We start from the raw sequence: 19,245 nt of genomic DNA, 5'->3' as shown, positions 1-19,245 counted from the left end.
CGCTGCTTTGGCGCAACCGGACTGGAATTTTCATGCGTGATACTGCTTCTGCCCCGTCTCTGTCTTCGACCGACCGTCAAACGCAATCGGATGCGCAATCATCGGCGGCACAGCTTCCCGTCAACGTCAAGGGGCTGAAGCTGAGTTTAAAAGGCCCGGCGGGTACGGTGGATATCCTTAAAAACATCGATCTTTCCATCCGCGCGGGCGAACGTGTCAGCCTGATCGGCCCATCAGGTTCCGGCAAAACATCGCTTTTGATGGTCATTGCCGGGCTGGAACAGGCCCAGGAGGGTACCCTTGAAATTTGCGGCCATAATTTGCGCACCCTGAGCGAAGACGGACTGGCCTTATTCCGTCGTCATCATGTCGGCATTGTTTTTCAGGATTTTCATCTGGTCCCCTCCATGAGTGCGCTTGAAAACGTTGCTCTGCCCATGGAATTTGCCGGGCGCAGCGACGCCTTTGAACGGGCCCGCGAAGAATTGACCGCTGTGGGCCTGGGCCACCGGATGGATCATTATCCCGGCCAGCTTAGTGGTGGGGAGCAACAGCGCGTTGCCCTGGCCCGTGCGCTTGCGACCGACCCGGAACTGCTTTTGGCCGACGAACCCACCGGCAACCTGGACGGGAACACAGGCGAAACGATTATCCAACTGCTGTTTGATCTGGCCGCCAAGCGCGGATCAACCCTGTTATTGATCACCCATGATGAAGGCCTGGCATCGCGCTGTGACCGTTCTGTCACCATGCGCGATGGCGAGATTGTTTCGACCGGGGAATCAGCACAATGACCCCTCAAACCTCCCAACCCAATCAATGGGCGATGGCTTGGCGCGTGGCACGGCGCGAATTACGCGGCGGTTTGCGCGGCTTCTGGATTTTTCTCGCCTGCCTGGCGCTGGGCGTTGGCACCATTGCCGCTGTCGGAAACGTTTCGCAATCGGTTTTGGGTGCGCTGGAGCGCGATGGCCGCGCCCTTTTGGGCGGGGATATTGAAATTCAGCAGGTTAATATGCCTGCCAGCCCCGAGCAGCAAAGCTGGTTTGCCGACAATGCCGATCGCGTTGGCAAAATAGCCACCCTGCGCGCCACCGCCTATGGCAATGACCAGCGCCGCCTGGTCGAACTAAAGGCGGTGGATGACCAATACCCGCTTTTTGGACAGATTCAGTTGCAAAACGATACCCCATTTGCAGGTATTCTGAACCAGAAAGACGGCATTTGGGGCGGTGTTGCCGAGGCAGGCTTGCTTGAACGCCTGAACATAAAGGTCGGCGATAAGGTCAAATTAGGCGATATTGATGTCCAAATTCGCGGCGTGATTGCCAAGGAGCCGGATAAGGCGATTGGCTTTTTGAATTTCGGGCCGCGCCTGATGGTGTCCCTGCCGGCCCTGGCCGATACCGGGCTGATCGTGCCGGGCAGTCTGGTACATTATCATTATCTGATCGATCTGAAAAATAACGACAGCATTCAAGCCTTTCGCGACCGCTTGGACAAACAGTTTGCCAATGAAGGCTGGCGCGTGCGCGACACCAACAATGCCAGCCCCGGCCTGAAACGTTTTGTTGAACGCCTCACCCTGTTTTTAACTCTGGTGGGATTATCCGCCCTGCTGGTGGGGGGTATTGGCGTTGCCAATGCCGTGCGCAGCCATGTCGAAAGCAAAACATCGGTGATTGCCACCCTAAAATCCATTGGCGCGACACACGGGCTGGTTTTGCGCATCTATTTCCTGCAAATCCTGGTTATTGCCCTTTTGGGCATTGTCATTGGCCTGATCATCGGCGCGCTGGCCCCCATGCTGGTCGCCCCCATTCTGGCCGATAAACTGCCCATCGCGGTCACGGCCGCACCGGCCCTGCCCTCGCTGATGATTGCCACGGCGTTTGGTATTCTGACCACACTGGTCTTTGCCCTGCCATCGCTGCTGCGCGCGCGCGAAATTCCCGCCGCACGGCTGTTTCGATCCGGGGCCGGGTTAAATGGCGCGGGCGTTCGGCGCAAGGATGTGCCCCTGCTGGCCATTCCGCTGGCTTTGCTACTGATCCTGACCGTGGCAAGTGCGACGGATACCGCCATTGCGCTGGGCTTTGTCGGAGCATCCATAGCCGCCATCGCCATTTTTGTGCTGGCCGGGCGGATTGTCATATCGGTTTCAAAACGGTTAACCAAAGGCCGCAATGCCTTTACCCGCCTTGCCCTGGCAAACCTGCACCGGCCGGGCACCTCGACCGTGGCGGTGACGCTATCACTGGGGCTGGGATTAACGCTTCTCGTCACAATTGCCAGCATTGAAGGCAATTTGAACCACGAGATTCAGGACCGCCTGCCGAAATCCGCCCCGGCCTTTTTCTTTCTCGATATTCGTCCCGACCAGATGGATGATTTCCGTGCCGAGCTGACAAACCAGCCCGATGTTGGCAATGTTGAACAAACCCCGATGTTGCGCGGCCGGGTTGTGGCGCTAAACGGGGTGAATGCCAACGACGTTCCGCCTGGGGATGATCGCTGGTTTTTACGCGGCGACCGGGGCCTGACCTTTGCCCAAACCCCGCCGGAAGGCACGGTAATTACGCAGGGGAAATGGTGGCCGCGTGATTATGACAATGCACAAAAGCCGCTTGTGTCCCTAACGGCCGATATTGGGGCCAGCTTTAACCTGAAACCGGGCGACACCCTGACCGTCAATGTTTTGGGCCGCGACATTACCGCTGAAATTGCCAATCTGCGCGAGGTGGACTGGCAAAGCCTGCGCATGAATTTTGCCATGGTGTTTTCCCCCGGCCTGATCGACAAGGCCCCCTACAGTCTGATTGCAACGGCCCATATGCCGCCCAAAATGGAAGAACCTGTCGACCGGCTGATTGGCAAGGACTTCCCCAATGTTTCCGCCATTCGGGTGCGCGAGGCCCTGGAAGCCGCCAACACCATTTTGGCCGGGATCGGCATCGCGCTAAGTGCCACAAGCTCGATTGCCATTATTGCCGGGGTGCTGGTGCTGGCCGGGGCGGTGGCGGCCGGACGGCGCAAACGCATTTATGATGCGGTTGTGCTTAAAACCCTGGGCGCAACACGGGCCAACATCCTGTATGCCTATGCGCTGGAATACGGCATTTTGGGCCTGTCTACCGGCATTATTGCCGCGCTGTTTGGCAGTGCGGCGGCCTGGGCGGTGTTGGTGCTGGTGATGGGGGCAAGCTGGACCCTGCTGCCGCTGACCATTCTGGGGCCCATCCTCATCGGCCTGGCTGCAACCCTGACTGCCGGGTTCATTGGCACCTGGCATGCTTTGCGCAGCCCGGCGGCACCGATTTTGCGCAATGAATAATCGATACACAAACAAAACATAAAAACATAAAGGGCAGCGATCCTTCCGGCGCTGCCCTTTATCATTATTACCAGTTCAAAAACTCAGGCCATATCGCGCAACGCCCGCCGCACGATTTTACCCGTCGCCGTCATGGGCAGAGTATCGACAAAGGCAAATTCACGCGGATATTCATGCGCGCCCAACCGGGTACGGACAAACTCCGACAGGTCCTTTGTCAGACTTTCCGGGTCTGGTACTGAATCGTCTAACACCAGAAATGCCTTGATGATCTGCCCCCGTAACGGGTCTTCCTTGCCAATCACACCGGCCATCCGGACTGCCGGATGGGCAATCAGACAATCTTCGATTTCGCCGGGGCCAATGCGATAGCCCGCCGAGCTGATGACGTCATCCTCGCGTCCGACAAAGCGAATGAAACCATCTTCGCCCCGGGTACCCAAATCGCCCGTCACCAGCCAGTCCCCGATAAACTTGGCTTTGGTTGCGGCCTCGTTGCGCCAATAATGCAAAAACATCACCGGGTCCGGGCTGCGCACCGCGATCATGCCGACACGGCCCGATGCCATTTCGGCCCCGGTTTCATCGATAATGCTAATCTCGTGGCCGGGAACGGCACACCCCATACTACCCGCCTGTGTCACATTCAGGCTGTGGGCCGAACTAACAATCATGTTGCATTCCGTCTGGCCGTAAAATTCGTTAATCGTCAAACCAAAGGTCTCGCGCCCCCATTGCAGCATCTCTGCCCCCAGGGTTTCACCACCACTGGCGATTGTGCGCAAATCGCAACGATGTGCGTCAAGCTGTTCGGCCGGGGTGGCGCGCATCATTTTAAGGGCGGTTGGCGGCAAAAAGGCATTGCGCACGCCATATTCCGCCATCAGGGCGCAGGCCTGCTCGGCGCTGAATTTTTCAAACCGGTGGGCCACCACCGCCACCCCGTGATGCCAGGCCGGTAATAACACATCCAGCAAGCCGCCAATCCAGGCCCAGTCCGCCGGTGTCCATATCAGGTCGCCGGGCTGGGGAAACAGGTCGTGCGACATTTCAACACCGGGCAAATGCCCCAACAAAACCCGGTGGGCATGCAACGCGCCCTTGGGCTGGCCCGTGGTGCCCGATGTATAAATGATCAGGGCCGGGTCATCGGCACGGGTGGCAACCGGGGTAAAGTCATCGCTGGCTTCGTAACTGAGCGCTTTAAAATCCAGGCAATCATCGGGTTTGCCATCAATGACATAAACATGCTCGAGTGCTGGCAGCAAATCGCGGATCTCGGCAATTTTGCGCGCTCCGGCCAGGTCTGTTACCAGGGCGCGGGCGGCACAGTTGCCAAGCCGGTATTCCAGCGCATCGACCCCAAACAGGGTGAAAAGCGGTACGGCAATCGCGCCGAGCTTATAGGTCGCGATATGGGAAATGGCGGTTTCGGGGCATTGCGGCAGCAATATTGCCACCCTGTCGCCCCGCGTGATGCCATGCCGGGCCAATACGTTTGCGAAACGATTGGACAAACGGCGCATCTGGGCAAAGCTGTAATCCCGTCTTGTGCCATCCGCACGACGATGGATCAGTGCCAGCCGTGCCGGGTCATCGGCCCATTTGTCGCAGGCATCAACGCCGATATTGTAAAATTCGGGAATATCCCACGAAAACCCCCGGCATAGACCGGTATAATCAATTGCTGCGGGCAGCATGTTTCCCCCTGCCTGTTCCCGCCATGCCCTTTTCGGGTCTGTCATCTGGCGGATGTTTATTATCGCCCGCATCCTAAAATGGAATACAGGCAAGTGAAATGTCTTATTTGTTTTTCTAATATAAAACTAGCGTCAATTGGTTGGTGCCAGCATAAAGGTAAAATTGGCAGGCTGCCCCGCATCGCTGCGCGCGGTGCTGTGACACCCCAGGCAACTGCCAACGGCTTTATCCTGAATAAAACTTTCCATCGTCAGATTACTTAAAAAGCGCGGAACCTCGCCAACACCAAACGGTACCCCGCCGCCATTTCCGATCCATTGGGTGCCCACCAAAAAATAGTTGGTCCAAACCGATCCCTTTAATTCCGCGTGCCATTCTTCATTGGTTTTTTCCGTGCCTTCAAACACTTTCCAGCACCGCACCAGTTGCGATCGCGGTATGGCATCGCCCCACGCATTTACCGCGTAAGGCTGTTCTGCGCCCCATAGGGCCTTGCTGCTCACACCCTGATTAACAACTGAGGTTTCCAGCGAAGCCGGTTTCGCCGTTGATGGCGGCCTGAAAAGGTTAAATTGTTCTGGTTTGGCAATATCTGTTACCGGTGCAGCTACCGGGCGTTTGAAGGCAGGCTTCCCCTTTGTCACCCCCGGCAGATAGCACCCGTCGGGAAACAGGTTTTTGGCAATGAAGCTGTTGGGGCGGCGGGCATTTCCGGCCAGCGGTGCATTGGCAACATGTTCAAAGGTTGACCATATCCAACGATCCCCATTGCCGCTCACAACCCTTTGAACCAGGTGCATACCAATCAATCCGACATCTTCTTCAAGACACAGGGGATGCCCAGACAGGCTGTTTTGCCCGGCAACGAATATCCTGGCCTTACGGGTTAAAAAGGTGCTCTCTGGACCTTTCCCCGTGGCATCTTGCCCTTTTGGCAAAATGCGCCATGCCATTTTTACCAGAGTTGCCCCAGGCCCGATTGGCTGTTTCCCATGCGCCTGCTTCACAGCCGGAATAAGTCCGGTATCGGCAATACCGGTGCGTTGCGGAAACGAAATATCTTTGCCGCCTTCGGCAAAGCGCGCCCGCCCGGCAAAGCTCTCAAGGCCGTTGGCGCGGATATAATCCGCCGCCACCCTGTTCATGCGGGTTTCATACAGAACATAATTTCCCGCCTGATCAATCAGCACGTCCCCTGTCGCCTGATGATAGCCCTCAAGAAAAAGCCGGTTCGGCGCGGCGATTGCCAGGCTTTCATCATCGGCTACTAAGGGCAGGGTCGTCTTTGCGATTTTTCCGACGGCATCCGGGGTGCCCGCCAAACGGGCAAAGGTTGCCATATCCCCCTTGGCACAGGCCAGCCGCGCCTTTTGCACCACCGGATGGGATACTTCACCATGAATAAAACTGTCCCGGGGAATCAGTCGCTGCCAGCGGGGCATCCATTCCGGTACCGGGGTGCGTGCCGCCTGATAAGACACAGCCCGCCCTGCCCCGGTTGTCGGCCATGTCATGGCAATAAAAGCCTGCCAGGAAAAGCGATCAAACGGACGTTGGGATTCGGGCCCGACAAAGCGATAAATGAAATTGGCATCAAATTGCGCAATATCGGCAGGCAAAACCGGGCAGGGATGCGCTGACAGGGCGGAATCGGCGCAAAAATCACCGGCTGGATGATCACTTTGTTTTGAAGGGGGGCTGCCTGCCTGCGGTGCAGCCGCAACCGGCAAAACCGTAAAATTGCCCCAAAGCAAAATTCCCAGCGCGAATCCAAATGGAACCCCACGCCACGACTTTGACAAAAATCCCTTTATTTTCATATATATAGCCAAATCTCCGTCCCCCGGAAATTAAAGCAATCTTTCGATTTTCCCAACTATAGCGCGAAATTTCAGATCGCATTTATTTTGTCATAATTCCAAATGTGAACAAAATCACAAGGCCTTGATCCACTCTGGCGTTCAACGGCCTGCAAACATTGCTTTTCCGTCAAATCCTGCCATATTTTGACCAGTGATGGATTGTAGGATCAATCCCGCTCAAACTGGATCATATGAGGGAATTCAATGGCTTTCGAAACGCAACGACGTGGCTATTCTGTCTCGGCTGGCCAGTCGGCGGCCGACATTGATGCCGGTCTTCGGACCTATATGCTGCGCGTCTATAACTATATGGCGTCTGCGCTGGCCCTGACGGGGATCGTCGCGCTGGCCGCTGCAAGCAGCCCGGCTTTCATGCAGGCTGTGTTCGGCTCGGGTCTTTCCTGGGTCGTCATGCTGGCACCGTTTGCGCTGGTCTTGGTTCTTAGCTTTGGCATTCACAAAATGAGCATGCCTGCCGCACAGGCCGTGTTCTGGGCCTATGCCGCCCTGATGGGACTGTCGCTGTCCTCGATCTTTCTGGTGTATACCGGTGAAAGCATCGCGCGCACCTTCTTCATCACCGCAGGTACTTTTGGTGCCATGAGCCTTTATGGCTACACCACCAAAAAGGATCTGTCGGGTTGGGGTAGCTTCCTGTTCATGGGTTTGATCGGCCTGATCATTGCCAGCGTGGTTAACATCTTCCTTGGCAGCACGATGTTGCAGTTTGTCATTTCGGCCGCCGGTGTTCTGATCTTTACCGGTCTGACCGCTTATGACACCCAGCGCATCAAGGAAAGCTACTGGGAAGGTGACGACACCACCACCGCAGGCAAAAAGGCCATCTTTGGTGCCCTGCAGCTGTATCTCGATTTCATCAACCTGTTCATCATGCTGCTGCGTTTCTTTGGTAACGCACGCAACTAACAGGCCCGGTTCGGCGCGGGGCGCATTGTTTTCCATCCAGCGTCCCAGCCAACCCCGAAACACAAACACCCCCGCAAGCCCGGCTTGTGGGGGTGTTTTGTTTGGCGTTGGGTTCAGCTTAAAGCAATTTGTCTTTAATGCCACCTGACGAAAGGCAAATCGTTTTAGCTCGCGGCCTTGGCAGAGGGGGCGTTTCCCACGTTGGCTTCCACATCTTTACCATTGGCAGCCATTTCATGAATGGCGGCTTCAACGCGCATTTGCCCGCCCACGGCCGTGCGCGCGGCAGAGCGTGCACCGGCTTCCTCCAGATTTTGCTGTGCCTGGATGAAATTCATGCGGGCGGTGCGCAAAATACCAATATTACGGTCTTCACGGCCCTGCATCGCCTGCACCGTTGCCAAGGCAAACATGGCACGCCCCCACAAATACAAATTCTCGCGCCGGCCACAGACCTTTAACGTGGCCTGAAAAAAGGGAATGATATTTGCAAACTCGACCCCGGTTTTGATCAATTTACCGTGGGCGATCAACGCATCGCCCAGATGATAGGTAATCAGGCCATATAACACCGGGTGACTATTGGCTTCACAGACGCCCAAAGCCCGCCGCAAATAATTTACCGCCTGTTCTGCCAAATCATCATTACGGGTTTCACGGGCAAGGGCACAGCAGGCCTCACCCAGGCGCAGCAGACAAATGCTTTTGGTAACTGTCGCCCCGGCGGCATATTCAAAGCGATGCAACAAAATGCGCCATATATCCACCGCCATCATGGGAACCCGGCTGGCGGAACTGCCCAATGATGCCCAATTCAGCAAATGCCCATACAGGGCCAGCACCGCGACATGTTCGGCACGCAAATTTTCAACACCCGATGCCCCGGCCCGGGAAATATGCAGGGCCAGTGCATCCCGGTCCAGGGACGCATCACCGCCCAAACAGGCGGCAATCAGCGGCTCAATTGCTTCTGCCCCAAGCTGGCACCAACTACGATCGCCATTTTCGGCCAGGGCCAGGCAGGCTGTGGCATAGGCAAGGCTGGTCCCCTCGCCACATTCCTCAACAAAGTCTTGGTTGCGGATACGGTCCTGCTGTGCCTCCAATGCCTTTGCCAGCCGGGCGGCATTTTCACCGCGCAAAGCCGCACTATCGGCCCGGCCCAGACGTTCGGAAAGCAACAACAGCTTTAAGGCCTCGGCAAAATCCTCGGCCAGGGGCAAGGTAAAATCATATTTCTGGGCTAAAAACAGTTCATGAGGGGAAAAACCGTTCTGACGGCAGGCAAACCACAGGGATAAAGATTTCTGATCATCCGAAACATGGCCCCACACCAGGGATGTGCAATTCTGGCGCAAGGCGGCATTCCACGCCAGGCTTTGGGCGTCTCTGACAGCATAGAACGGGTCAGGGGTATCGCAACTGATAGAAATGCGGTGCGATACGGCAACGACATCATAATCGGGGAAATCAGCCAGCAGGGTTTTAAGGCTTGCGCCAAGATCAAGGCCTTCAAGCCCGAAATCGGCAACACCACACACGCCCTGCCCGTTTCCGCCATTTTGGTTGCCATCGGACACAAGCGTGCTTGGTGCCGTTTGCCCCGGCACCAAACCCAACATCGCCCTGATAACCAAACCCAGTGTTGACCAGAAACCGGCCATCCACCCCATTCCTTTTGGCAAGATATTGACATGCAATAGAAATCGCATCTGTAACCAATATCATCAGATGCCAACACCCAACCGTCAATTATGAATCGCCCGGAACCACCACATACTGAAGGTTAGGAAAGGAAGCAGAACCCGCGGGTAAATTTACCCCCAGGGGCGCTGGCGCCTGCGGGGCTGGCTATGGGGCGATCCTGCCATCTCACGCAATTTGGCAATCCGGTTTTCCATTGACGGGTGGGTGGCAAACAGATTGTCCATGCCCTTGCCCGACAGGGGATTGGCAATATACATATGCGCGGTTGCCGGGTTCCGTTCGGCATCGGGGTTGGGCACACTATGCACCCCGTGATCCAGCCGTGCCAGCGCATCAGCCAGCCAAAGCGGATGCCCGCAAATTTCCGCCCCGATCCGGTCGGCTTCATATTCGCGGGTGCGCGATATTGCCATTTGTACCAAGCCAGCGGCCAGCGGGGCCAGCAAGGCCATCAAAATCATACCAAAGCCGCCCAGCGGGTTATTGTTGTTTTCGCGATGCCCCCCAAAGATACCGGCAAACATGGCAAAATTTGCCAGCGCCGAAATGGCGCCTGCCAGCGTTGCCGTAATGGTCATGGTCAGGGTATCGCGGTTTTTAACATGGGCCAACTCGTGGGCCATCACCCCGGCAATCTGATTGGCATTCAACAACTGCAACAGCCCGGTGGTGGCTGCAACCGCCGCATGTTCGGGGTTGCGCCCGGTCGCAAAGGCATTGGGCTGGGGATTGTCGATGATATAAACCTTGGGCATAGGCAGTTCCGCACGCTGTGCCAACTGGCGCACAATACCCACCAGTTCGGGGGCGGTGTTTTCATCGACCTCTTGCGCACGGCGCATGCGCAGCACCATGCTATCGGAATTCCAATAGGCAAAAATATTCATGCCACCGGCAAATAACAGCGCAATGATCATACCCTGCTGGCCGCCAATCATCATGCCGACCACGCCAAAAAGCGCGGTAATCCCCGCCAGCAGCATTCCGGTCCGCACATAATTCATTCTGGTCTTCCTCCATTCGGCTTATCGACCAGAAGATAGGTTATTTCAAAAATGGCACAAGCCATCACGGTACCGAATGTGACATAGGTCGCAAATCCCCCTCAAAGCCCGGAAACCGCCGCTTTTATGCCCAAAACAAAACGGGGGCGATCAAACCGCCCCCGCTTCGTTCATGTATAAAATGACCGATATGCCACTTACCCGCCAATCAGGCTTCTGATCTGACGGTTGGCAACCGTGATCATGGCAAGATCGATCTGGCCAACAGCACGCAGTTCATCAATCAACTCGTCACACCGCTGCGTACCGCGTTTATGATTTTCCACCCATTTTTCAACGGCATCGGCACCGATGGCACCTTCACTGTCTTCGCTCAGAACCACCCGGGTCAGTTCGCGCTGATGACCAAACAGGTCATCAATCGCGGCATTGCGGGCCAGTTTCTGCCAATGGGTTTCGGCTTCAACCGAATCGGCTGCCGTGCGCAAAAGACCCAACTGGAAGCGCGCGCCAACCGCAAAATAGGTCGCTCCCACTTCCAGAACGTCGCGTTCGGAAGCCTCGGCAATGCGAACGATATCGCAAACCGCAACCATCTGCTGCATCGCCGCCACACGTTTTGCCAAATCCAAAGGCACATTCTGCTTTTTCAGATGATCGACACGGTGCTTAAGCGTGCTGCGAATGGCCGCATCGCCCGGAATGATCTCGTCAAAAGCTTCGATCACACGGGTGACTTGCGGACGGAAACGCTCGATTTTCTCGCCCACATTCAGTTCTTCGCAATGCCGCAGGAACCACAATGTCACGTCTTCGACCATGCGGCCGACATCCTTGAACATTTCGGTCTGTACCTGGGCCGCAACGACATTATCCAGATCTTCGATCCCGGCCCAGATTTCACGCAGACCAAACACCGCCCGCGTGATCAGATAACCGCGTGATACATCCACCGCCGAAAACCCGGTGGCTTCCATCATGTCATGCACAAACGTCCCGCCAACACGGTTGACCAGGCTGTTAATACCGACAGTGGCAATGATTTCACGCCGCAAACGATGATGCGACACTGCATCGGCGTATTTTTTACGCAGCGGGGTCGGGAAATAGCGCACCAGTTCCTCGACCAGGATCGGATCATCCGGCAAGTCGGAATTCAGCACTTCGTCATACAGCCACAATTTGGCATAGGGCATCAGCACCGAAATTTCCGGTCGGGTCAAACCTTCATGGGCATTGAAACGACGGGTGATTTCCTCTTCATCGGGCAAAAATTCAATTTCCCGATTAAGACGCCCTTCCCGTTCCAGCATGCGGATCAAACGCACCTGGGCATCAAGCGCATCGCCTCCGCCGGCATAGATGTTGGAAATGGCCTGGCTTTGCACATAATTATCGCGCTGAACCAGTTCACCCACCTCTTCGGTCATGTCTTCCAGCAGCTTGTTGCGCTGCTTTTCCGTCATGTCACCATTGGCAACCACTTCGCCCAGCAGGATCTTGATATTGACCTCGTGGTCCGAACAGTTAACACCACCGGCATTGTCGATGGCATCGGTGTTCAAACGGCCGCCAGAATGGGCATATTCAATACGCCCGCGCTGGGTACAGCCAAGGTTGGCCCCTTCGCCAATAACCTGTGCCTTTACATCGGCCCCATTGATGCGAATGGCATCATTGGCGCGGTCGCCCGCATCGGCATTGGTTTCGCTCCCGGCCTTGATATAGGTACCAATACCGCCAAACCACAGCAGTTCGACCCTGGCCTTCAAAATGGCCTTCATCATGTCAGCCGGTGTGACCTTGTCACTGCCAAGACCAAGCACCTTGCGGACTTCGGGTGACGGGTCCAGGCTTTTGGCCCGGCGGTCAAAAATCGCCCCGCCCCTGGACAGCAGCTTTTCATCGTAATCGGCCCAGGTCGAACGCGGCATCTCAAACAGGCGTTTGCGTTCGGCAAAGCTGGTGGCCGGGTCCGGGTCAGGATCGACAAAAATGTGCATGTGGTTAAAGGCCGCGATCAGACGGATCTGTTCGGACAGCAACATGCCATTGCCAAAAACGTCACCCGACATATCGCCCACACCAACAACGGTGAAGGGTTCCTGCTGGATGTCCTTGCCAATTTCGCGGAAATGCCGCTTGACCGATTCCCACGCACCACGGGCCGTAATGCCCATTTTCTTGTGGTCATAGCCCTGCGATCCGCCCGACGCAAAGGCATCATCGAGCCAGAAGCCATAATCCCGCGCCACACCATTGGCGATGTCCGAGAATGTCGCGGTACCCTTATCGGCAGCAACCACCAGATAGGGATCATCCTCATCCAGGCGACGCACCCGTTCCGGGGCAACGACTTTACCGGCCACAATATTGTCGGTGATGTCCAACAGGCCGCGCATTAGGGTTTTGTAACATTCGATGCCTTCTTCCAAAAAGGCCTCGCGCGTGCCATCCACTGGAGGACGTTTGACGACAAAACCGCCCTTGGAACCCACCGGCACGATCACGGCATTCTTGACCATCTGCGCCTTGACCAGGCCGAGAATTTCGGTGCGGAAATCTTCCTGGCGGTCCGACCAGCGAATACCACCACGCGCCACCGGGCCACCGCGCAAATGCACGGCTTCAACACGCGGGGAATAAACAAACACTTCCCGCCACGGGCGTGGCAGGGGCAAATCTTCTACCTCGGCCGAATTGAACTTGATCGACAAATAAGGCTTGGGATTGCCATCTTCGCCCACCTGGAAATAGTTGGTGCGCAGGCTCGATTGCACCAGATTAAGGAAGGCCCGCAAGATACGGTCCTCATCCGGGTTCATCACATCATCAAGACGGGCGAGAATATCGCTTTCAATCGCGGCGATTTCGGCTTCCACGCCGTTGTCACGGTCCGGGTCAAAGCGGGCAATGAACAATTCGACCAGCGATGTTGCCAGTGCGGAATTATTGGCCAGCGTTTTTGCCAGATAGTCCTGCGAGAAGGCCGAACCCGTCTGGCGCATGTAACGGGCATAAGTGCGCAAGACCACGACTTCACGCCAGTCCAGCCCGCCCAGCAGCACCAAACGGTTAAAGGCATCGTTTTCAACTTCGCCATGCCACATGCGGACAAACAGTTCCTGGAACTTGTTGCGCACTTCATGCAGCACAAACTCGCCATCAACGATGACGCCAAAATCGTGAATGCGAACACCCACCGACCCGTCACGCGGTGTTACCGCAAACGGGTTTTCCGTGATCACCTTCAACCCCATATTTTCCAGCATCGGCAACACATCAGAAAGCGGCACCGGAGCAGCAGGATTATAGATTTTAAAGCGCAGTTCGTTTTCGGCCGCTTCAATCGGACGATACAGGTTGACCCGCAAATCGTTCGACTTCAGCACCTCTTCAAAACGTTCGATATCCAGAACCGCCGTATCCACCGAAAAACGGTCCTGATAATCAATGGCAAAGGACTCACCATACCGGCGATACAGGGTCAGGCCCTTTTCTTCGCCCATTTCGCGCACCAGAACCTGGCGCATGGTGTCGTTCCAGTCGCGGGCAGCTTCAACCAGACGTTTTTCAATGTCCGGAACGTCATATTCAGGCAATTCACCCGGCGTGGTTTTAACCAGCACATGCAAACGTGCCAGCGGGGAATCACCAATCTGGGTGTAATGGGCCGAAACCTTGCCGTTAAAGGCCTCTTCAACCACACGCTGGAAATTCATCCGAAGCTTGGTGGTGAAACGGTCGCGCGGGCAGAAAATCTGACAGGAAACAAACCGTTCAAACGCATCACGCCGCACAAACAGGGCAATACGCTGACGTTCCTGCAAATGCAGAATGCCCATACAAATATGATAGAGGTCATCCAGTTCAATCTGGAACAGTTCATCCCGCGGGAAGGTTTCCAAAATATTGACCAGCGCCTTGCCATCGTGGCTATTGGGCGGGAACCCGGCCCGTTTGACGGTTTCATCCAGCTTCATGCGCAAAAGCGGAATCAGCCTGGGGCTCAGGTTATAGGCAACCGAGGTAAACAGACCCACAAACAGATGCTGGCCAATTACCTTGCCGGTTTCGTCAAACTGTTTGACCACCACGGTGTCAAGATGCACCGCCCGGTGGACGGTGGATTGCTTGTTCGCCTTTGTCACCAGCAACAGGTTCGGTTTGGTGACAAAATCCTGCACCTCGGGCGAAAGTTTGCCCAACTGGCGCAGTTCATCAAAAATATGGGTGCCTTCACGACGCAAAATGCCCAACTGGCTGTCGGTATTGACATCCACTTTGGCCTTTTTGCCTTCACCGCTGAATCTATATTCGCGATACCCCAACAGGGTAAAATGGTCGTCATAGAGCCATTCCAGAAAATCGCGGGTTTCCTGCACCGCATTTTCAGAAATGCCCTCGGGCGCCTGTTCAATCTGGGAAAGGACTTCCTTTACCCGAGACATCATTGGCTGCCAGTCCTGCACCGCAAGGGCCACATCGGTCAGGACATCTTCAAGGCGATCATGGATAGCCTGAAGGGTGGTTTTGTCTGTCTGCTCGTCAATTTCAACGTGCATCACCGATTCGCGCGGCGCTTCGGACTCTTCAACACTGCTGACAGACTGCAAAGCATTATTATCGTCCCGCGCGATACGGATAATCGGATGGATCACCAAATGAACGGTGGCATCAAATTCGTTCAGCGCGGAGGTTACCGAATCCACCAGAAATGGCATGTCGGTATTAATGATCTCGATGACGGTATGATCGGATTTCCAGCCATGTTCCTCGAGATCGGGGTTGTAAACCCGGATCTTGGCAGCCTTGTCCCCCGGACGCTTCTGGGCAAATTTGAAAAGCGTCAGGGCAGCGCCATACAGCGTATCAATCGAACGACCCGCCATATCATCGGGCGGTACGTTCTTATAAAAAAGGCGAACGAACGCTTCTGCATTCTTCGCCACATCGCCTGTCAATCGCAGGTGAACTTGCTCGACAACTTTGTCAATGACTTCCCGTTTCGGGTCGTCGGTTCGGGCTTTCATGTCGTATTTCCCTTTTTGTCAGTCCTGTTTGCCAGAACTGCCTGTACCGGCCTTTGCGACCGGCACCAAACACCTCGGATTATCGCTTTTGCATTGGGACTCCGGCGGCACCAAAGTGGGAAAAAACAACACACGAAAACGCCGCCTTCATCCACCTTTACACATAGCCCATCAGGTGCCCAAAAACTACGCCCAGAGTGCAAAAAAATCGATTTTTCAAACGGTTCCGATATGTCGCAAACGCATAGGTGTGATGAAATTGTCATTTAAATTTGCCGTTTGCTGCATCGCAAACCGTTTTAAGCTCTAATATGGCACATTATTTTTAGAAAATTTCGCAACTGCAGCGCGATTTTAACAGAAAGGAATAACGATGCTGGACGGAAAAAAGGGACTGGTCATTGGGATCGCCAACGACAAATCGATCGCCTATGGCTGTGCCCGGGCCTTTCAACGCGACGGTGCCGAGCTTGCCGTCACATATCTGAACCAAAAGGCCGAAAAATATGTCCGCCCGCTGGCCGAGAATGTGGATGCCTCGATCATTGCACCGCTGGATGTGGGTGACGAGGCCCAGGTTGATGCCCTATTTGACGAAATCACCCGCTCATGGGGCAAACTGGATTTTGTCCTGCATTGCATTGCCTTTGCCCCCGCCGATGACCTGCATGGACGGGTTGTCGATTGTTCGCGCGAGGGTTTTTTAACGGCAATGGATATTTCCTGCCATTCGTTCCAGCGCATGGCAAAACGGGCCGAACCGCTTATGACCAATGGCGGCGCCCTGCTGACTGTCAGCTATATGGGGTCGGAACGGGTAATCGACAATTATGGCATTATGGGGCCGGTCAAGGCCGCCCTGGAATCGGCAACGCGCTATATGGCAGCCGAACTTGGCCCGAAAAACATTCGTGTGCATGCCATTTCGCCCGGCCCGCTGTTAACCCGTGCCGCATCGGGCATTGCGGAATTTGACAACCTGATGACCCAGGCCCGGACACGTTCCCCTGAACATCGCCTTGTCACCATCGATGAAATCGGCGATCTGGCGGCTTTTCTCGCCAGCGACCGGTCCCGTGCCATTACGGGCGACGTGATCCACATCGATGGCGGCTATCATATCATGGGGTGAAACACCCTTACGCGCGCCCTGTACCCTAAAAACGCCAGCAGACATGACCATGCTGCTGGCGTTTTTGTATCCTGCGCCTCGGCCCGGCAACACCCCGAATGTGATGTACCTGGATGCCAGCAGGCTTTAATCCGCATCACTCGCATCAGTTTCTTTTGGCACATCAGGCGCCGACACATCTGTGATGATCGGCTGATTAGCCGCATCTAACAAGGCCGGAACCTGATCGGCGGGAACAGCCGGGGAATAATAATATCCCTGAAAACTGTCACAGCCAATCGAGCGTAAAAACGCAACCTGACAGGCATTTTCAACCCCTTCAGCAATGGTCGAAAGGTTCGTTGCCCGTGCCAGTTCAACAATGGCGCGCACCATTGCCTTATCGCTGTCCGATCGGTCGAAACCACGAATAAAGGTCTTGTCAATTTTGATACGGTCGACGTCAATCTGGTTCAAACGCGCCAAAGATGAAAAGCCCGTCCCAAAATCATCCAGCGCCAGCCGGACCCCCATTTGGCGAATGGCTTTTAAATTGTTTTGGCAATTTCCATCGGTAACAACCGCCGTTTCCGTGACTTCAAGTTCCAACCGACCAGGGGGAAGCCCGGTTTTGGTCAGAATGGCCGCCAGGTTGTTCACATAATCGGCATCCTGCAATTCGATGATGGATACATTCACCGCAATTGATTGCGATGCCCATTGTGCCGCTGTCGCGCAGGCCGTTTGTAAAACAAACTGCCCCAATTCGCCAATCAGTCCGGTTTCTTCAGCGACGGGAATGAAAAATTCCGGCGAAATCCAGCCCCGGGCGGGATGCTGCCAGCGCAACAGGGCCTCAAAACCAACCAGACTGCCATCAGCTGCACGATAAACCGGCTGATAATAAACGTGAAACTGATCCTGGGAGACAAGGGCCTCGCGCAGGTCCGTCTCAACACGGCGACGGTTGCGCAACAACACATCCATTTCCACATCGAAACCGGCAAAATCATTTCGACCATTCATCTTGGCATGATAAAGCGCCACATCGGCCTTGCGCAGCAATTCGTCACGATCCCAGCCATGATCGGGCGCAAAAACATAGCCAACGCTAAGACCGATAAAAAGCTGCTGTCCTTCAATGTTATAAGGCATGCGCGCAAGTTCGATCAAACGGCGGCACACCCTTTCAACATCCTCATGGGTGCGAATCCCGGTCAACATCAGCGTAAATTCGTCGCTGCCAATGCGGGCGACGGCATCACGCGGACGCGCCAGCGATGTCAAGCGACGGCCAAATTCATATATCAGCTTGTCACCCAGCGCATGACCATAAGAATCGTTTATTTGCTTGAATCCGTTGAGATCCAGGAACAACAGGGCCAGGCGGTGCTCTCTCGTCGGGTCAAGCTGCGCAAGCTCGTTATCGACACGCTGATTAAACTGGGTACGGTTGGGAAGGCCGGTTAGCGAATCATGCAACACAATATGGCGCATTTTCGCTTCGGTCGCGTTCTGGGTACTTTCGCGACGGTTCATCAATGTCATGAAGGTGAAAACAATCGTCACCAGGCCCACACACAACACAACCAGCATGGGCGAAATATAAGCCAGAACCGTCGAACCCGGCTGATAAGGCTGCCAGATGAAATAACCGATATTCTTGCCGCTGCTGCTGATCAGCGCATAAGAACTTTCCGATCCGGTTGCGTCCTGCTGGTATGAAAACCGCAAATGATCAAACAGATATTTGCGTTCAAGACCATGCAAATACCGCCGTTCATCAAGACGCAAAACAGCGACATGAAGAAATTCGCTGCCCGCACTCTGGGAAATGCGCCCCGTATCCGACACGATGGGTTTCACACTAATGACGGAAGGATATCCATCAATCAATTCCACAGCTGTTTCGCCAAGGGTTTTGAATTCTGCATCGTCCGGCACTTCACCCGCCCGCAACCGCGTGCGCAGGCGTTCGGCCATCGGAGCCAGGGTGGCTGCAATGGCCGGATCAAGCTGGGATTCAAGGCCGGTTTTTTGCCGGTAGACCAGGACAGGCACATTGCGCGGATCAAGGATATACAGATCAGAATAACCGTAATAGTCGTGCATCCACGCACCAAGATTGTTATTCAGCCAGCCGGTATCCCACGCCTTTGCAGCCTCGACCGCATCATCCCAAACGGTGGTACTTTCCTGCTGATGGGGAACCGCGCGCAATGTCTCAGCCTGCGATTGCTCAAGCAAATAATACTGACGCGCTGCTGTTACCCGGTCAGCCTCGCTTGTCGCCCAGTAAACCAGAAAAAAGGCGGCAATTCCGATCAGCAGAACCAAAAGCACGACCGGAAGTGTCCGGGTTAACAGAAAATGTCGGCTGGAAATGACAGGATTCCTTGGTTAGCAAGACACAAACATCAATTAGTCCGATATATCAGAACGAACAGGAAAAATTACTACAGAAAACCGAAAAACTATACAATGGAATAGGCCCACAAGAAATACCAAAAGATATTTAACGTCTCGGTGCCAATATCCCAGCTCGCTGGACAAATGCAGGAAAATA

10 protein-coding genes are annotated in these 19,245 nt (G+C 55.0%); 4 read left to right on the top strand and 6 right to left on the bottom strand.

What is annotated here, in order from left to right; all coding sequences use genetic code 11:
• The first annotated feature begins 32 nt into the window (after positions 1 to 32).
• Together LF95_RS11785 and LF95_RS11780 are read left to right on the top strand one after the other, a co-directional pair.
• Entirely contained in the window at positions 33 to 794 is a 762-nt protein-coding gene (locus LF95_RS11785; RefSeq protein WP_083607655.1) for an ABC transporter ATP-binding protein, read from the top strand.
• Complete coding sequence (locus LF95_RS11780) at positions 791 to 3,334, top strand: ABC transporter permease (RefSeq protein ID WP_073955325.1); 2,544 nt, start codon at positions 791 to 793, stop codon at positions 3,332 to 3,334. The genes LF95_RS11785 and LF95_RS11780 overlap by 4 nt, the downstream gene beginning before the upstream one ends.
• Positions 3,335 to 3,417: 83 nt before the next feature.
• On the opposite strand, the gene LF95_RS11775 is transcribed toward LF95_RS11780, so the two are convergent.
• Entirely contained in the window at positions 3,418 to 5,034 is a 1,617-nt protein-coding gene (locus LF95_RS11775) for an acyl-CoA synthetase (protein WP_073955324.1), read from the bottom strand.
• Between the two features lie 132 nt (positions 5,035 to 5,166).
• Positions 5,167 to 6,789, bottom strand: coding sequence for a hypothetical protein (locus tag LF95_RS11770; RefSeq protein ID WP_143182019.1), 1,623 nt, complete (start codon positions 6,787 to 6,789; stop codon positions 5,167 to 5,169).
• 312 nt (positions 6,790 to 7,101) lie between these two features.
• Here LF95_RS11770 and LF95_RS11765 point away from each other — a divergent pair, with 312 nt between their 5' ends.
• On the top strand, positions 7,102 to 7,824 hold the full coding sequence (locus LF95_RS11765; RefSeq protein WP_073955322.1) for a Bax inhibitor-1/YccA family protein: 723 nt from the start codon (positions 7,102 to 7,104) through the stop codon (positions 7,822 to 7,824).
• Positions 7,825 to 7,988: 164 nt separating this feature from the next.
• On the opposite strand, the gene LF95_RS11760 is transcribed toward LF95_RS11765, so the two are convergent.
• The 3 genes from LF95_RS11760 to LF95_RS11750 all read right to left on the bottom strand — a co-directional run bounded on the left by LF95_RS11760 (position 7,989) and on the right by LF95_RS11750 (position 15,568).
• The gene (locus LF95_RS11760; RefSeq protein ID WP_073955321.1) at positions 7,989 to 9,488 is read right to left on the bottom strand and encodes a hypothetical protein; all 1,500 of its coding nucleotides are present in this window, start codon (positions 9,486 to 9,488) and stop codon (positions 7,989 to 7,991) included.
• Between the two features lie 153 nt (positions 9,489 to 9,641).
• Positions 9,642 to 10,535 (bottom strand): zinc metalloprotease HtpX, encoded by an 894-nt coding sequence (gene htpX / locus LF95_RS11755; RefSeq protein WP_073955320.1) that lies wholly within the window; start codon positions 10,533 to 10,535, stop codon positions 9,642 to 9,644.
• A 197-nt stretch (positions 10,536 to 10,732) separates the two neighbouring features.
• The gene (locus tag LF95_RS11750; RefSeq protein ID WP_073955319.1) at positions 10,733 to 15,568 is read right to left on the bottom strand and encodes an NAD-glutamate dehydrogenase; all 4,836 of its coding nucleotides are present in this window, start codon (positions 15,566 to 15,568) and stop codon (positions 10,733 to 10,735) included.
• A 373-nt stretch (positions 15,569 to 15,941) separates the two neighbouring features.
• Between LF95_RS11750 and fabI the strand changes: the two genes are divergently transcribed.
• On the top strand, positions 15,942 to 16,700 hold the full coding sequence (fabI, locus tag LF95_RS11745; RefSeq protein WP_073955318.1) for an enoyl-ACP reductase FabI: 759 nt from the start codon (positions 15,942 to 15,944) through the stop codon (positions 16,698 to 16,700).
• A 126-nt stretch (positions 16,701 to 16,826) separates the two neighbouring features.
• Here the strand turns inward: fabI and LF95_RS11740 are convergent, their stop codons facing one another.
• Positions 16,827 to 19,022 carry a putative bifunctional diguanylate cyclase/phosphodiesterase gene (locus tag LF95_RS11740; protein WP_083607654.1) on the bottom strand — a complete coding sequence of 732 codons (2,196 nt, stop codon included), beginning with the start codon at positions 19,020 to 19,022 and terminating at the stop codon, positions 16,827 to 16,829.
• Positions 19,023 to 19,245 lie beyond the last annotated feature (223 nt).

It is taken from the genome of Thalassospira sp. TSL5-1 (assembly GCF_001907695.1).
GTDB lineage: Bacteria > Pseudomonadota > Alphaproteobacteria > Rhodospirillales > Thalassospiraceae > Thalassospira.
The sequence above is the reverse complement of the archived record's forward strand: the minus strand, read 5'-3'. Positions and strand labels throughout refer to the sequence as shown.

Bases quoted from the DNA above. Each gene is read 5' to 3' on its own strand.
- LF95_RS11785 (WP_083607655.1), top strand. From the start codon at position 33: ATGCGTGATACTGCTTCTGCCCCGTCTCTGTCTTCGACCGACCGTCAA.
- LF95_RS11780 (WP_073955325.1), top strand. From the start codon at position 791: ATGACCCCTCAAACCTCCCAACCCAATCAATGGGCGATGGCTTGGCGC.
- LF95_RS11775 (WP_073955324.1), bottom strand. From the start codon at position 5,034: ATGCTGCCCGCAGCAATTGATTATACCGGTCTATGCCGGGGGTTTTCG.
- LF95_RS11765 (WP_073955322.1), top strand. From the start codon at position 7,102: ATGGCTTTCGAAACGCAACGACGTGGCTATTCTGTCTCGGCTGGCCAG.
- LF95_RS11760 (WP_073955321.1), bottom strand. From the start codon at position 9,488: ATGGCCGGTTTCTGGTCAACACTGGGTTTGGTTATCAGGGCGATGTTG.
- htpX (WP_073955320.1), bottom strand. From the start codon at position 10,535: ATGAATTATGTGCGGACCGGAATGCTGCTGGCGGGGATTACCGCGCTT.
- LF95_RS11750 (WP_073955319.1), bottom strand. From the start codon at position 15,568: ATGAAAGCCCGAACCGACGACCCGAAACGGGAAGTCATTGACAAAGTT.
- fabI (WP_073955318.1), top strand. From the start codon at position 15,942: ATGCTGGACGGAAAAAAGGGACTGGTCATTGGGATCGCCAACGACAAA.